15 protein-coding genes are annotated in these 13,929 nt (G+C 71.7%); 5 read left to right on the top strand and 10 right to left on the bottom strand.

The features are described from left to right. The first annotated feature begins 97 nt into the window (after nt 1–97). On the top strand, nt 98–787 hold the full coding sequence (locus ACGF5O_RS43720) for a response regulator transcription factor (protein ID WP_393815509.1): 690 nt from the start codon (nt 98–100) through the stop codon (nt 785–787). Next, complete coding sequence (locus ACGF5O_RS43715; RefSeq protein WP_393815508.1) at nt 784–2,217, top strand: sensor histidine kinase; 1,434 nt, start codon at nt 784–786, stop codon at nt 2,215–2,217. Before ACGF5O_RS43720 ends, ACGF5O_RS43715 begins: the two co-directional genes overlap by 4 nt. Nucleotides 2,218–2,367: 150 nt before the next feature. Here the strand turns inward: ACGF5O_RS43715 and ACGF5O_RS43710 are convergent, their stop codons facing one another. From ACGF5O_RS43710 to ACGF5O_RS43695, 4 genes are all read right to left on the bottom strand, one after another. Continuing rightward, nucleotides 2,368–2,769, bottom strand: coding sequence for an ATP-binding protein (locus ACGF5O_RS43710; protein ID WP_393815537.1), 402 nt, complete (start codon nt 2,767–2,769; stop codon nt 2,368–2,370). Between the two features lie 5 nt (nt 2,770–2,774). Then, a complete protein-coding gene (locus ACGF5O_RS43705; RefSeq protein ID WP_393815507.1) occupies nt 2,775–4,331 on the bottom strand; it encodes an ABC transporter substrate-binding protein in 1,557 nt (518 codons plus the stop codon). Nucleotides 4,332–4,551: 220 nt separating this feature from the next. Beyond that, nucleotides 4,552–5,292, bottom strand: coding sequence for an SDR family NAD(P)-dependent oxidoreductase (locus ACGF5O_RS43700; protein ID WP_393815506.1), 741 nt, complete (start codon nt 5,290–5,292; stop codon nt 4,552–4,554). A gap of 72 nt (nt 5,293–5,364) precedes the next feature. Next, the gene (locus tag ACGF5O_RS43695; protein ID WP_362592205.1) at nt 5,365–5,604 is read right to left on the bottom strand and encodes an SCO4848 family membrane protein; all 240 of its coding nucleotides are present in this window, start codon (nt 5,602–5,604) and stop codon (nt 5,365–5,367) included. Nucleotides 5,605–5,695: 91 nt separating this feature from the next. Here ACGF5O_RS43695 and ACGF5O_RS43690 point away from each other — a divergent pair, with 91 nt between their 5' ends. Beyond that, on the top strand, nt 5,696–6,958 hold the full coding sequence (locus tag ACGF5O_RS43690) for a D-alanyl-D-alanine carboxypeptidase family protein (RefSeq protein WP_393815505.1): 1,263 nt from the start codon (nt 5,696–5,698) through the stop codon (nt 6,956–6,958). Here the strand turns inward: ACGF5O_RS43690 and ACGF5O_RS43685 are convergent. From ACGF5O_RS43685 to ACGF5O_RS43670, 4 genes are read right to left on the bottom strand one after another with little or no spacing between them, the layout of a single operon-like run. Continuing rightward, nucleotides 6,906–7,811: a YihY/virulence factor BrkB family protein gene (locus ACGF5O_RS43685; RefSeq protein ID WP_393815504.1), complete on the bottom strand. Its 906-nt coding sequence runs from the start codon at nt 7,809–7,811 to the stop codon at nt 6,906–6,908. The two genes, ACGF5O_RS43690 and ACGF5O_RS43685, sit on opposite strands and share 53 nt — an antisense overlap. Continuing rightward, nucleotides 7,799–8,224, bottom strand: coding sequence for a GtrA family protein (locus ACGF5O_RS43680; protein WP_393815503.1), 426 nt, complete (start codon nt 8,222–8,224; stop codon nt 7,799–7,801). Before ACGF5O_RS43680 ends, ACGF5O_RS43685 begins: the two co-directional genes overlap by 13 nt. Continuing rightward, entirely contained in the window at nt 8,221–9,213 is a 993-nt protein-coding gene (locus ACGF5O_RS43675; RefSeq protein WP_393815502.1) for a decaprenyl-phosphate phosphoribosyltransferase, read from the bottom strand. The genes ACGF5O_RS43680 and ACGF5O_RS43675 overlap by 4 nt, the downstream gene beginning before the upstream one ends. Beyond that, the gene (locus tag ACGF5O_RS43670; protein ID WP_393815501.1) at nt 9,210–9,707 is read right to left on the bottom strand and encodes a phosphatase PAP2 family protein; all 498 of its coding nucleotides are present in this window, start codon (nt 9,705–9,707) and stop codon (nt 9,210–9,212) included. Before ACGF5O_RS43670 ends, ACGF5O_RS43675 begins: the two co-directional genes overlap by 4 nt. Nucleotides 9,708–9,846: 139 nt before the next feature. On the opposite strand from ACGF5O_RS43670, the gene ACGF5O_RS43665 reads away from it, so the two are divergent. Continuing rightward, nucleotides 9,847–11,202 carry an FAD-binding protein gene (locus tag ACGF5O_RS43665; RefSeq protein ID WP_393815500.1) on the top strand — a complete coding sequence of 452 codons (1,356 nt, stop codon included), beginning with the start codon at nt 9,847–9,849 and terminating at the stop codon, nt 11,200–11,202. Nucleotides 11,203–11,227: 25 nt separating this feature from the next. Beyond that, nucleotides 11,228–11,983, top strand: a complete 756-nt coding sequence (locus tag ACGF5O_RS43660; RefSeq protein ID WP_393815499.1) for a decaprenylphospho-beta-D-erythro-pentofuranosid-2-ulose 2-reductase — start codon at nt 11,228–11,230, stop codon at nt 11,981–11,983. An 83-nt stretch (nt 11,984–12,066) separates the two neighbouring features. On the opposite strand, the gene ACGF5O_RS43655 is transcribed toward ACGF5O_RS43660, so the two are convergent. Further along, entirely contained in the window at nt 12,067–12,645 is a 579-nt protein-coding gene (locus tag ACGF5O_RS43655; protein WP_393815498.1) for a 2'-5' RNA ligase family protein, read from the bottom strand. Between the two features lie 142 nt (nt 12,646–12,787). Next, nucleotides 12,788–13,801 carry a tryptophan--tRNA ligase gene (gene trpS / locus ACGF5O_RS43650; RefSeq protein WP_393815497.1) on the bottom strand — a complete coding sequence of 338 codons (1,014 nt, stop codon included), beginning with the start codon at nt 13,799–13,801 and terminating at the stop codon, nt 12,788–12,790. Between the last annotated feature and the right edge of the window lie 128 nt (nt 13,802–13,929).

The following is a 13,929-nucleotide window of genomic DNA, read 5'->3' as shown; positions in this document are numbered from 1 at the left end:
AGCGGGCCGCGCGCAGGGACACGGGGCGCGCATGACTCTCAAGGAACTCCAAAGCTGCGCGCCCCCGGCTGCCGGTGGCGGCGCCGATACTGGGGGCATGACGGCTCCAGGCAGCACCGTGCTGATCGTGGAGGACGAGCCGAGCATCGCGGACGTCCTCGCCATCGCCCTGCGCTACCACCGGTTCGAGGTGATGACGGCCGGTACGGTCCAGGGCGCCCTCGCGCTGGCCGAGCGCACCCGGCCGGACGCGGCCCTGCTCGACGTGATGCTGCCGGACGGCGACGGGCGGGCCCTCGCCCGTGAACTGCGCGCCCGGCAGCCCGATCTGGCGCTGGTGTTCCTCACCGCACGGGACGCGCCCGCCGAGATAGTCGGGGCGCTCGGCTACGGCGACGACTACATCACCAAGCCGTTCAACATCGACGAGGTCGTCGCCCGGATCGGCGCCGTGCTGCGCCGCACCCGCCCGGCGGACGTCATCCAGCAGCGGCCGCCGCTGCGCTACGGCGACCTGGAGCTGGACGAGACGACGTACTGCGTGCACCGCGCGGGCCGCACGGTCGAGCTGACCCCGACCGAGTACGCGCTGCTGCGCTTCCTGGTGCGCAACGGCGGCCGGATCGTGCCGAAGGAGCAACTGCTCAGGCACGTCTGGCAGTACGAGCACATACCGTCCGAGTCGACCGTGGTGGAGACCTACATCAGCTATCTGCGGCGCAAGCTCGACGCCCTGGGCGCACCCGTGATCACCACCCGGCGGGGCGTCGGGTACGGCCTGACATGAACCTCGGCAAGCGCCGGCACCGGCACGGACTGCACTCGCTGCGCGGCAAGCTCACCCTGGCCAACGTCGGACTGCTCGCCGTCGGCATCGTCGTGGCGACCGCCGTGAGCATCATGGGCATGCGGCTGTACCTGCTCGACCAGGTGGACTCCGAGCTTCTCAAGATGCGCACGTCACTGGGGAGTTCGGGCCTCACGCTGCGGCAGGTCGACTCGCTGGGCGCGCTCGGCGTGATCCGCGACCGGATCGTCCCCGCCGAGTCCGACCCGACCCCGGACTCGATCTTCACGGTCATCGGCACCAGGGGCGACGCGATCTCCCTCTTCGGCATGAAGCCGACCGAGGCCCAGCGCTCCCTCGCCGCCGTCGTCTCCGACCCGAGGGCCCTCACCGCCGCCCCCGACCCGCGCGACATCGACGTGCACGGCGCGTCCTACCGGGTGACGGCGACGCGGCTCGCCGACGGCTCCTACATCCTGCTGGCCACCTCGACCGAGCTGCTGCACAAGGGCATAGCCAAGGCGCTCAGGCTCGACTTCGCGGTCGGCTCGCTGCTGCTCGCGCTGCTGTGCTGCCTGACCATGTACAGCGTGCGGCAACGGCTGCTGCCGCTGGAGGACATGGTGGAGACGTCGTCGGCGATCGCCGAGGGCGACCTGACCCGGCGGGTGCCCTCCAGCCAGCACCCGACGGAGGAGGTCGAGCAGCTGCGGCTCGCCCTCAACGCCATGCTGCACCAGGTGGAGACGGCGTACCGGACCCGCGAGCGCAGCGCGGCCCAGCTGCGCCGGTTCGTCGCCGACGCCTCGCACGAGCTGCGCACCCCACTCGCCGCCATCCGCGGCTATCTCCAGCTGTACGACAAGGGCATGCTGAGCGAGCCCGGGGAGCGGCGGCGGGCCTGGGACCGGATGAACGGCGAGGTGGAGCGGATGGGCCGCCTCGTCGACGAGCTGCTGCTGCTCGCCCGGCTCGACCAGCGGCCGGAGATCAGGTTCCGGAACGTCGACCTGAGCCGGCTGGTGCGGGACGCGGCGGAGGACCTGCGGGCGCAGCAGCCGGGGCGGCCGGTGGCCGTGCGGGCCGACGGGGCGGTGCTGGTGCGGGCGGACGAGTCGGCGCTGCGGCAGGTGCTGGGGAATCTGATGGCCAACGTACGGACGCATACGCCGGTCGAGGCGGGGGTGACGTTGGGGGTGGAGCGGTCGGACGGGGTGGTGCGGGTGTGTGTGGCCGACGAGGGGCCGGGGTTGGGCGAGGAGGACGCGGCGCGGATCTTCGACCGGTTCTTCCGGGTGGGGAGTGCGGAGGGGAGCGGGTTGGGGATGGCGATCGTGCAAGGGGTGGTGGAGGCGCACGGGGGTGAGGTGGGGGTGCGGACCTCTCCTGGAGAAGGGCTGGCGGTGACAGTGACGTTGCGATCGGTATGAGTTTCGGGTGCGGGTGCGTTGTGGCTGGTCGCGCCCACGCGGCGGCAGCCGCACATCGGATACAGCCCCGCGCCCCCGCAAGAAGGGGCTGCGCCCCTTCAGGGGCGCGGGGAACTGCGCGGGCAACCACGACGGTGCCGCGGCCGATGGCTACGGGTCGACCGAGATCAACGCCCAGACGGTCTTGCCGTGGACTCCCCTGCTCCACACTCCCCAGGCCGCGGCGACGGTCCCCACCAGGTGCAGGCCCCGGCCCGTCTCGTCGGCCTCCCGGACAATGCGCAGGCGGGGTTCCGCGCGGCCCTCGTCCGAGACCTCGATGAGGCAGGAGCCGTCGGCCAGGGCGGTCACCGCGACCTCGAACTCCCGCTCCCGCAGAGGGCCGTGGCGGACGACGTTGGTGGCCAGTTCGGAGACGAGGAGCAGGGCGTCGCCGACCGCCGGGGTGTCCGGGCCGTGGCCCCAGGCGGCCAGATGGTCCCGGACCCGGTGCCGGGCGAGGCCGACGGACGCCGGGTGCCGGGGGAGCCGGAAGGCGTTGCGTCTCAGCACGCCCGTCAGATCCAGCCCAGGCTCCACAGGCGGAAGATGCCCGAACTGTCGTTGAGGTACTGGGCTCCGCCCACGTCCTCGCTGCTGAGGACGTAGTCCGTGCGCTGCCACAGCGGGATCAGCGGGACGTCGTTCGCCACGTCCGTCTGGACGGTGCGGAAGTCCTGCTCGGCCTCGCTGCGGTCGGCGTACCGCTGGCTGTTCTGGAGGAGGCGGTCGACGATCTTGTTGCTGTAGCCGGTGCTCATGACGGAGTCACTGCCGACCAGGGCGGCGCCGAAGGTGTCCGGGTCGGGATAGTCGGCGACCCAGCCGACCGCCCAGGCGTCCATCTTCCCCTCGGCCCAGGACTTCTGGAAGTCGGTCCACTCGTACCCCTTGACGTCGACCTTGAACAGGCCGCCCTTCTCCAGCTGCTTCTTCAGCGCGGCGGCCTCCTCGGCGCCCGCGCCGTGGCCGATGCCGTAGCCGAAGGAGAACTCGACGGGGGTGCTGACGCCGGCCTGCTCCAGGAGCGCCTTCGCCTTGTCGACGCTCTGGGTCGGGTAGGTGTCGAAGAAGGACGTGGTGTGGCCGGTGAGGCCGCTCGGGATCAGCGAGTACAGCGGCTCCACCGTGCCGTCGTACACGGACGAGGCCAGTTCCTCGCGGTTGACCAGCCAGGCGAGGGCCCGGCGGACCAGCACGTCGTGCAGGGGCGACTTCTGACGGGTGTTCAGGTACAGGTTGCGGGTCTCGGAGCTGTCGGACTCCAGGACGCGCTGGTCGGGGTCGCTCGGCGAGAGCTTGGAGACCATGGCGGGCGGCAGCGTCCGGGTCGCCACGTCGACCTGCTTGGCCTTGTACGCGCTCGCGAGCTTGGCCGAGTCGGCGTAGTAGTCCAGCTCGACGGGGCGGCCGGTGCCGCTCAGCTCGCCCTTGTAGCGGCCGTTGGGCCGCAGCACGGCCCGCTTGTCCTTCGTGTACGACGTCAGGGTGTACGGGCCGGTGCCGTCCACCGCGTCGTCGGTGCGCAGCTTGTCCGCCGGGTACTTGTCCTTGTCGACGATCGCGCCGGCGCCGGTGGCGAGCTTGAACGGGAACGTCGCGTCCGGGGACGACAGGTGGAAGGTGACGGTCTTGCCGGAGGCGGTCACCGACTCCAGCGTCGAGAGCAGGGAGGCCGGGCCGACATCGGAGTTGATCTTCTTGACCCGGTCGAAGGAGTACTTCACGTCCTCGGCGGTCATCGCCCGGCCGCTCGGGAAGGTGATCCCGTCGCGCACCACGCAGCGGTACGTCTGGAGGCCCGAGTCCGTGAACGCACAGCTCTCCGCCGCGTCCGGGACCGGCTTGACGCCGTCGGGCTCGAAGGTGAGCAGGGTCTGGAAGACGTTGTTGAACAACGCCCAGGAACCGGCGTCGTACGCGCCGGCCGGATCGAGCGAGGTGACCGCGTCGGTCGTGCCGACGGTGATGGTCTTGTTCTTGTTCTGCTGCGACGGCAACAGCTGCCAGCCGCCGATCCCCACGATCGCCAGGACGACGAGTGTCACGAGAATCCGCATGCGAACAGATCGCATGGTCGGTGCCCTCCCCAGGACCAGCACGGGTCCGTTCCAGGCCCTACCCAGGCCCTCCCCAAGTGCCACTCCCCTAAGTGACGCGGCTCACCTAATCACAGGTGTTTCATGTGGGGGAAGAGTGATCTGACTAGATGAGGAAGAACTTACCGATGGCTTGTTTCCGCCGGATTTCACAGCTCTTCCACAGCGGGTGCGAGGCGGTTTCGGTCGGGGCCGCTCAGGCGGTGAAGCCGCCGTCGACGTGGATCGAGGCGCCGGTGATGTACGAGCCGTCACCGCTTGCCAGGTGGGCGACGGTGGCCGCGATCTCGGCCGGTTCCGCGTAGCGGCCGACCGCCGTGAAGCCGGCGATCGCCTCGGCGTTCGGCCCGCCGGCGGGGTTGGTGTCCGTGTCGGTGGGGCCGGGATGCACCAGGTTGACGGTGACGCCGCGCGGACCGAGTTCCCGGGCCAGCCCCTTCGTCATCCCGACCAGAGCCGCCTTGCTCATCGAGTACAGCGCCAGCCCGGGGAAGACCGCACGCTCGGCGACATTGCTGCCGATGCTGATGATGCGGCCGCCCCGGCCCATGTGCCGGGCCGCCGCCCGGGACGCCGCGAACGGCGCCCGGACGTTCACCGCCAGGGTGCGGTCGATCTCCGCGGCCCCCATGTCCTCCAGCGGGCCGACGAGGAAGACGGCGGCGTTGTTGACCAGGATGTCGAGTCCGCCGAACGTCCCGGCGGCCTCGTCCACCGCGGCGGTGAGTGCCTCGGGGACGGCGCTGTCGGCCCGGACGGCCAGTGCCCGGCTCCCGCCCGCCTCGATCCGCTCCACCAGCCGGGCGGCGCGGTCCGCGCTGTGCTCGTAGGTGAGGACGACGTCGGCGCCCTCCTCGGCCAGCCGCAGCGCCACGGCGGCACCGATGCCCCGGCTGCCGCCCGTGACCAACGCGGTGTTTCCCTCAAGTCGCTTCATGACGTCGAGCTTCGCGGGCGCCGGCGCCGGAGACCGGCGGTATTCCGACCTGGCGTTCGGCCCGTCCCGCCGCTATGACGTACGGCGCAGTGCGCGCACTCCGCGCAACCCGATGCCCCCGATGACCGTCCCCAATACGAAGGACACGACGGCCAGCGTCAGGTGGATCCAGAAGTACGCCGTGGGATGCCCGTCGTCGAAGGCGAGTCCGCTGCCGTCCTTGACGAGGTTCTTGACGAAAGTGATCCAGATGAACCAGCTCCACACCCCGAACGCGAGCAGGAACCAGGAGACCGGACGGCTGAGCTTCATGGACTCAGTATCGCCCGCCGCTGTCCGGTTCCGATTCCGGGGTGGAGTCGGTGACGGGACTTCGCCCTCCGCGGCAGGTACGTTCTCGTCCGTGCCCGCTCCGAAGCCGAAGGCCAGCCGCGCGCTGCTGGTCCTCTCCGCCGCCCTGCTGTCCCTGTCGTCCACCGCGCCGGCCGCGCTCGCCGCGCCGACGCCCTCCACGACTCCGTCGGCCACTCCCCCGGCGGACATGTCGACGGTGGGCGGCACCCGGCTGGGGCAGCCCGGTACCCAGGTGAACCCGGCCGCCGGGGTGCCGGTGCTGCCGAAGGACGTCACGGGGCGGTCCTGGATCGTCTCCGACGCCGAGTCGGGCGAGGTGCTCGCCGCGCACAACGCGCACTGGCGGCTGCCCCCGGCGAGCACCCTGAAGATGCTGTTCGCGGACACCGTGCTGCCCCGGTTCCCGAAGACGACCCCGCACACGGTGGTGCCGGCCGACCTCGCGGGCATCGGCGCCGGTTCCAGCATGGTCGGGATAAAGGAGGGCCAGACCTACACGGTCCGCGACCTCTGGCTCGGGGTGTTCCTGCGCTCGGGCAACGACGCGGTGCACGTGCTGTCCGCGATGAACGGCGGGGTCGAGCAGACCGTCCGGGACATGCAGGACCACGCGGAGGAGCTGCAGGCGCTGGACACCCACGTGGTGAGTCCGGACGGCTACGACCAGCCGGGGCAGGTGTCGTCGGCGTACGACCTGTCGCTGTTCGCGCGCTCCGGGCTGCAGAAGAAGGACTTCCGGGAGTACTGCTCGACCGTGCGGGCCAGTTTCCCGGGCGACACGACGAAGAACGCGAAGGGCAAGTCGGTCCGCGGGTCCTTCGAGATCCAGAACACCAACCGGCTGCTGAGCGGGGACACCGACGTCCCGGTCTACCAGGGCATCGCGGGCGTGAAGAACGGCAACACCACCAACGCGGGCGCCACCTTCACCGGGGTCGCCGAGCGGAACGGCCGGGTGCTGCTGGTCACCGTGATGAACCCGGAGAAGAAGGAGCACAACGAGGTCTACAAGGAGACCGCCCAGCTCTTCGACTGGGGTTTCCGGGCGGCCGGCAAGGTGACTCCGGTGGGCGATCTTGTGCCGCCCAAGGGCGCGGTCACCTCCAGCGCCTCGCCGCGGGCCACGGCCGCAGGCAAGGACACCGACGCGAGCTCGAAGCCGGTGGCCGCGGCCTCCGCGCAGGGCTCCGGCGGGGTCGGGGTGGCGCTGGGGATCGCGGGCGGCGCGGTGGTGCTGCTGACGGTCGCGGCGTTCCTGGTCAACCGCCGTTGGCCGCTGCCGGATCTGGTGCGCCGGCGGACGCGCCCCTGAACTCGGCGGTGGTCTCCTCCGCCGTCCAGGCGGCGCAGTACAGGACGATCCTGGCCGTGAAGTTGATCCACAGCAGCAGGGCCACCGGGACGCCGAACGCGCCGTACATGCTCTTTCCGGCGACGCCCTGGATGTAGCCGCTGAGCAGCAGCTTGAGGAGTTCGAAACCGACCGCGCCGATCAGGGCCGCGACCAGCAGGCGGCGGCGCGGCGGCTCGACGCCGGGCAGCAGGGTGAGGACGTAGAGCAGGAGCAGGAAGTCGGCCGACACGGCGACGGCGAACGCGGCGGTACGGAGCAGGACGCTGCCCCAGCTGTGTTCGGCGATGCCGAGCTGCCGGGACGTCCAGCCGACCGCCGCCGAGGCGACGGTGGAGACGGCGAGCGTGACGAGCACGGCGCCGCCGAAGCCGATCAGGATCACGCCGTCCTTGGCCTTGGCGAGGATCGGGTTCTGGTCCTGGTCGGGCAGCTGCCACACCGCGCGCAGGCAGTCCCGCATCTGCCCGACCCAGTTGATGCCGGTGAACAGCAGGACGGCGCCGGCGATCAGGCCGACCGTGCCGGCGTTCTGCACCAGGGAGTGGATGTCCAGCTGGTCGGAGATGCCGGGCACCTGGTCGGCGATCTTCTTCTGGATGTCCTGCTGCCGGGACGCGCTGAGCGTGGCGGCCCCGATCGCGGCGCCCACGGTCAGCAGCGGGAAGAGCGAGATGAAGCTGATGAAGGTCATGGCCGCGGCCAGCCGGGACCACTTCACCTCGTCGAGCCGCTCGTACGACCGCCACACGTGCGTGGTCATGAGCCAGCCCACGAGGGGGCCGACGACGGGAAGTCTTCTCAGCCAGTCCATGATCCGACTCTGCCCCCTCCGCGGAACACCAATGTACGGGTACCCCAGAAGCGCAGGATCGTGGCCAGCGCCATGCCGACGACCGCGCCGGAGACGGTGTCGGCGCGCTGCGAGGTGAGGCCGAGTCCGTAGTGGCTGACGGCGAGGCAGAGCAGCTGGACGAGGGCGCCGGCGAGGTTCACGGCGACGAAGACGGCGTAGGCGCGGGCGCCGGTCGCGCGGGCGTGGCGGTAGGTGCCGCAGGCGTTGCCGAGGTAGGCGACCGTGCAGCCCGCCATGAAGGACAGCGACTTGGCGGTGAGCGGGTCGAGGGCGGCCGGGCCGCGCAGCCAGCTGAAGAGGCCGAGGTCGGCCGCGTAGGCGAGCAGGCCGACGGTCGCGAAGCCGATCAGCTCGCGCGCGGGCGCGGTCACCAGTGGGCCACCGCGAGGCCGTACATGGCGAGCCAGGCCAGGCCGATCAGGGCGAGGGCGCGGTCGCGCAGGACGACGTCCTCGGGTTCGCCGGCGGTGCCGCGGTCGGCGAAGACGGCGTACCGGAGGATCGCCAGGATGAAGGCGACCATGGACAGCTGGCGCCAGGGCAGCAGGCCGGCGCCGGACCCGTCGCGGCCCTCCAGCGCCCACAGGCAGTAGGCGAGGACGGCGACCCCGGCGGCCAGCTGCCAGACGAAGCGGAGGTAGCCGGTGGTGTACTCGGTGAGCAGCGCGCGCGTGGCGCCGGCTTTTCCGGCCATCTGCACGGCCTCGGAGTAGCGCTTGGCCGCCACCATGAAGAGCGCGCCGAAGCCGGTGGTGATCAGGAACCAGCGGGACAGCGGGATGCCGAGGGCGACCCCGCCGATCATCGCGCGCATCAGGAAGCCGGTGGTGACGACGACGAGGTCGACGACCAGGACGTGCTTCAGGGCGACGCAGTAGGCCAGTTGCATGCCCAGGTAGGCGGTCAGCAGGACGGCGACCAGGGGCGGGGCCAGCCGGACCGCGAGCAGGGGCGCGAGGACGGCCAGGAGGCCGCCGACGGCATAGGCGACGGGGACCGGGACCTGGCCGGCGGCGACCGGGCGGCGGCACTTGACCGGGTGGGCGCGGTCGGCCTCGGTGTCCCGGGCGTCGTTGATCAGGTAGACGGCCGCGGCGCAGGCCGTGAAGAGGGCGAAGGTCAGGGCGAGGCGGCCGAGGGCGGGCACCGAGAAGAGCCGGCCGGCGGCGGCCGGTGCGGCGACGACGAGGGTGTTCTTGACCCACTGCTTGGGGCGGGCGGTCTTCAGCAGGCCCGTGAGCAGGCCGCCGGGGGTGACACGCGCGCGTGCCGTCGCGTGGGCCCGGGCGGGATGGCCGCGCTGTTCGCGCAGAGTCGTCTCGGCGACCCCGTCCGCGGCGGCGTGCGCGGTCTCGGTCACGCCGTGCCTCCGCTCATCCAGCGCGCCCCGGCGCGGGCCGTGAGCGCCCCGAGGGCCGCGCCCGCCGCCACGTCCGTCGGGAAGTGCACGCCGACGACCAGCCGGGACAGGCACATGGCGGTCGCGAGGGGCGCGAGGGCCGGCACCCCGAGCGCCCCGAAGGCGACGGCGGCGGCGGTCGCCGAGGAGGCGTGCGAGCTGGGGAAGGAGTGCCGGCCCGCGGTGCGCATCCGGGGCCGGACATGCGCGGGGCGCGCCCGCCGTACGACCCGTTTGACGCCCATGCTGCCGAGGTGCGCGACCGCGACGAGCGCCGTGCCGCGCACCCAGGCGCCGCGCCGCGCGCCGTCCACGGCGGCCCCGGCGAGGCCCGCCGCGAGCCAGAGCGCGCCGTGCTCACCGGCGAGGGAGAGACCACGCGCGGCCGACGCGACGCGTGGATCGGCACCGCAGGCGTGCAGGGCGGAGAGGATCCGGTGGTCCATGTCGTCCATTGGACTCACTGTTCACCTTCACCCCGCCAAAGCTACGACCATATTGAGCGACATTCGGATAATCACCCGTTTCGGGGAGTCAGGGGATCTCTCGTGGCCAATCGCGCTAATTACCTATAACGGGCGTTACGGTCGCCGTATGTCTGGAGAGACCGTCCCCGTCACCGGCTGGGGCCGCACCGCCCCCACCGCCGCCCGCCTGATCCGCCCCCGGACCTATCAGGAGGCGGCGGACGCGATCCGGAGCTGCGGGGCGCGCGGCGGTATCGCGCGGGGCCTCGGCCGGGCCTACGGGGACGCGGCGCAGAACGCCGGCGGTGCCGTGCTCGACATGACGGGCCTGGACCGCGTCCACGCCATCGACGCCGACGGCGGCACCGTGCTGTGCGACGCCGGGGTCTCGTTGCACCGCCTGATGGAGGTGCTGCTGCCGCTCGGCTGGTTCGTCCCGGTGACCCCGGGGACCCGCCAGGTGACGGTGGGCGGCGCGATCGGCGCCGACATCCACGGCAAGAACCACCATGTCTCGGGGTCGTTCTCCCGTCACGTGCTGTCCTTCGAACTCCTCACCGCCGACGGCCGGGTCCGCACGGTGAGCCGCGGTACCCCGCTGTTCGACGCGACGGCCGGCGGCATGGGTCTGACCGGAGTGATCCTCACGGCGACCGTCCGCCTCCTCCCCGTCGAGACGTCGTACATGTCCGTCGACACCGAACGCGCCGCCGACCTCGACGACCTGATGGCCCGGCTGACCGGGACCGACCACCGCTACCGCTACTCGGTCGCCTGGATCGACCTGCTCGCGCGCGGGGCGGCGACCGGGCGCGCGGTGCTCACCCGCGGCGACCACGCGCCCAGGGAGGCGCTCGCCGGGAACTCCCGCGCCGGGCGCGCCCCGCTGGCCTTCCGCCCCCGCGAGCTGCCGCCCGCCCCGGCCTGCTTCCCCGAAGGCCTTCTGGGCCGCACCACCGTCGGCCTCTTCAACGAACTCTGGTACCGCAAGGCACCCCGCGCCCGCACCGGCCAACTCCAGCGCATCTCCGCGTTCTTCCACCCGCTGGACGGCGTCCCGCACTGGAACCGCGTCTACGGCCGGGCCGGCTTCGTCCAGTACCAGTTCGTCGTCGGACACGGCCAGGAGACTGCCCTGCACCGGATCGTGGCCCGGATCTCCGAGCGCCGCTGCCCGTCCTTCCTGGCCGTCCTCAAGCGGTTCGGCGAGGCCGACCCCGGCTGGCTCTCCTTCCCCGTCCCCGGCTGGACCCTCGCCCTCGACATCCCCGCCGGGCTGCCCGGCCTCGGCGCCTTCCTCGACGAACTGGACGAGGAGGTCGCGGCCGCCGGCGGCCGCGTCTACCTCGCCAAGGACGCCCGGCTCCGTCCCGACCTGCTCGCCGCGATGTACCCGCGGCTCGCCGACTTCCGCGCCCTGCGCGCGGAACTGGACCCGCGCGGGGTCTTCGTCTCCGACCTGTCCCGCCGTCTCGGTCTCTAGTCCTCCTCTAACCCAAGGAGTTGCAGTGAAGGACGCCTTCGGAATGCCCCAGTCCCTGCTGGTCCTCGGCGGCACGTCGGAGATCGCGCTGGCCACCGCGCGCCGGCTGATCGCCCGCCGCACCCGCACGGTCTGGCTGGCCGGCCGGCCCTCCCCCGCCCTCGAACAGGCCGCCGAGCAGTTGCGCGCCCTCGGCCCCGACGTCCACACCGTCCCCTTCGACGCGCTCGACCCCGAGTCGCACGAGAACGCCCTCGGCAAGGTCTTCGCCAACGGCGACGTCGACCTGGTCCTGCTCGCCTTCGGCATCCTCGGCGACCAGGCGACCGACGAACGCGAACCGGTCAACGCCGTGCGCGTCGCCCAGACCAACTACACGGGCGCCGTCTCGGCGGGCCTGGTCTCCGCGCGGGCCCTGCAGACCCAGGGCCACGGCTCCCTGGTCGTCCTCTCGTCGGTCGCCGGCGAACGCGCCCGCCGTTCCAACTTCATCTACGGCTCCAGCAAGGCGGGCCTGGACGCCTTCACCCAGGGGCTGGGCGACGCCCTGCACGGCACGGGCGTGCACGTGATGGTCGTCCGGCCGGGCTTCGTCCGCACCAGGATGACGAGCGGCCTGGAGGAGGCCCCCCTCGCCACGACCCCGGAGGCGGTGGCGACGGCGATCGAGGTAGGCCTGCGCAGGCGCTCGGAGGTGGTGTGGGTACCGGGGGCGTTGCGGGTGGTGATGTCGGCACTGAGGCACGCGCCGCGGGGCCTGTTTCGGAGACTGCCGATCTGAAGCGCCCCGTAAGGGGCGCTGGGGGTCCCCCGGCCGAAGGCTGGGGGAGGAACTGCGCGATCAACCCCCACCGGGCCCGCAGGCTACCGACTGGCGATGGACCCTCGCTCGGCATGCCCCACCTGAGGCGGCACAACGGCTCCCCCGAAGACGTACTCGTGCAGCTTCCGCCACACCCCGTCCGCCCCCTGCTCGTACAACGCGAACCCCGTGCACGGCCACTCGGCCTCGAAGTCCGCGAGCTCGGCGAACGCCCGGTCCATCGCCGCCTCGTCGATCCCGTGCGCGACGGTCACATGCGGGTGGTACGGGAACTGCAGCTCACGGTCGAGCGGCCCGGACGCGTCCCGGACGCGCTGCTGCAACCACGCGCAGTCGTCCTCGCCCTGGACCACCCGGACGTACACCACCGGCGACAGCGGCCGGAACGTCCCCGTACCGCACAGCCGCATCGGGAACGGCCGGCCGACCGCGGCGACCTCGCCCAGGTGGGCCTCCACGGCGGCCAGCGCCCCCGCGTCGACCTCCGTCGGCGGCAGCAGGGTCACGTGCGTGGGGATGCCGTGGGCCGCGGCGTCGCCGAAGCCCGCGCGCCGCTCCTGGAGCAGGCTGCCGTGAGGCTCCGGGACCGCGATCGACACGCCGATCGTTACGGTCCCCACGTCATCTCCCGTCGGTCGTGGTGGGCGGACGCATGTCGGGTTCGTACCCGGGCGTCCGTCTATCGACTGTACGGCCACGGCCGCCTCCCGGGCAGCCGTGGCCGAAGTGATGTGCAGCGCTTCGCTTCGCGCCGTTCCCGGCTCAGTGCTTGGCGGGCAGGAAACCGACCCGGTCGTAGGCCTGGGCCAGGGTCTCGGCGGCCACGGCACGGGCCTTCTCCGCACCCTTGGCGAGGATCGAGTCGAGGGTCTCCGAGTCGTCCAGGTACTGCTGGGTGCGCTCCCGGAACGGGGTGACGAAGTCGACCATGATCTCGGCGAGGTCCGTCTTGAGGGCGCCGTACATCTTGCCCTCGTACTCCTGCTCCAGCTCGGCGATCGACTTGCCGGTGAGGGTGGAGTGGATGGTGAGCAGGTTGGAGACGCCCGGCTTGTGCTCGGCGTCGTAGCGGATCACGGTGTCCGTGTCGGTGACCGCGCTCTTGACCTTCTTCGCGGTCGCCTTCGGGTCGTCCAGGAGGTTGATGAGGCCCTTCGGCGTGGACGCCGACTTGCTCATCTTGATCGCCGGGTCCTGGAGGTCGTAGATCTTCGCCGTCTCCTTGAGGATGTACGGCTTCGGGATGGTGAAGGTCTCGCCGAACCGGCCGTTGAAACGCTCCGCGAGGTCACGGGTGAGCTCGACGTGCTGGCGCTGGTCCTCACCGACGGGCACCTCGTTGGCCTGGTAGAGCAGGATGTCGGCGACCTGGAGGATGGGGTACGTGAACAGGCCGACGCTCGCGCGGTCCGTGCCCTGCTTGGCCGCCTTGTCCTTGAACTGGGTCATCCGGCTGGCCTCGCCGAAGCCGGTGAGGCAGTTCATGACCCAGGCGAGCTGGGCGTGCTCGGGGACGTGGCTCTGCACGAAGAGGGTGCAGCGGTCCGGGTCCAGGCCGGCCGCGAGCAGCTGGGCGGTGGCGAGCCGGGTGTTGGCGCGCAGGTCGGCGGGGTCCTGCGGGATCGTGATCGCGTGCAGGTCGACGACCATGTAGAAGGCGTCGTGGGTCTCCTGGAGGGCCACCCACTGGCGGACGGCGCCGAGGTAGTTGCCCAGGTGGAACGAGCCGGCGGTGGGCTGGATGCCGGAGAGCACGCGAGGTCGATCTGAGGCCATGCTCACCATTCTCTCAGAGAGCTCGGGTGGATTCGGTGCGTGGGGAACCGCGGACCGTAGGGGCTGGTCGCGCCCCGCGGCGGGGCCGCAAATGAATGCGGCCCCGCGCCCCTTTCAGGGGCGCTGCC

Origin of the sequence: Streptomyces sp. NPDC048291, from assembly GCF_043201715.1 — a bacterium.
Classification (GTDB): Bacteria; Actinomycetota; Actinomycetes; order Streptomycetales; family Streptomycetaceae; genus Streptomyces.
Note: the sequence above shows the minus strand (reverse complement) of the source record. Positions and strands in the feature narration are given on the sequence as shown.

Bases quoted from the DNA above. Each gene is read 5' to 3' on its own strand.
- ACGF5O_RS43720 (WP_393815509.1), top strand. From the start codon at position 98: ATGACGGCTCCAGGCAGCACCGTGCTGATCGTGGAGGACGAGCCGAGC.
- ACGF5O_RS43715 (WP_393815508.1), top strand. From the start codon at position 784: ATGAACCTCGGCAAGCGCCGGCACCGGCACGGACTGCACTCGCTGCGC.
- ACGF5O_RS43705 (WP_393815507.1), bottom strand. From the start codon at position 4,331: ATGCGATCTGTTCGCATGCGGATTCTCGTGACACTCGTCGTCCTGGCG.
- ACGF5O_RS43700 (WP_393815506.1), bottom strand. From the start codon at position 5,292: ATGAAGCGACTTGAGGGAAACACCGCGTTGGTCACGGGCGGCAGCCGG.
- ACGF5O_RS43695 (WP_362592205.1), bottom strand. From the start codon at position 5,604: ATGAAGCTCAGCCGTCCGGTCTCCTGGTTCCTGCTCGCGTTCGGGGTG.
- ACGF5O_RS43685 (WP_393815504.1), bottom strand. From the start codon at position 7,811: ATGGACTGGCTGAGAAGACTTCCCGTCGTCGGCCCCCTCGTGGGCTGG.
- ACGF5O_RS43670 (WP_393815501.1), bottom strand. From the start codon at position 9,707: ATGGACGACATGGACCACCGGATCCTCTCCGCCCTGCACGCCTGCGGT.
- ACGF5O_RS43665 (WP_393815500.1), top strand. From the start codon at position 9,847: ATGTCTGGAGAGACCGTCCCCGTCACCGGCTGGGGCCGCACCGCCCCC.
- trpS (WP_393815497.1), bottom strand. From the start codon at position 13,801: ATGGCCTCAGATCGACCTCGCGTGCTCTCCGGCATCCAGCCCACCGCC.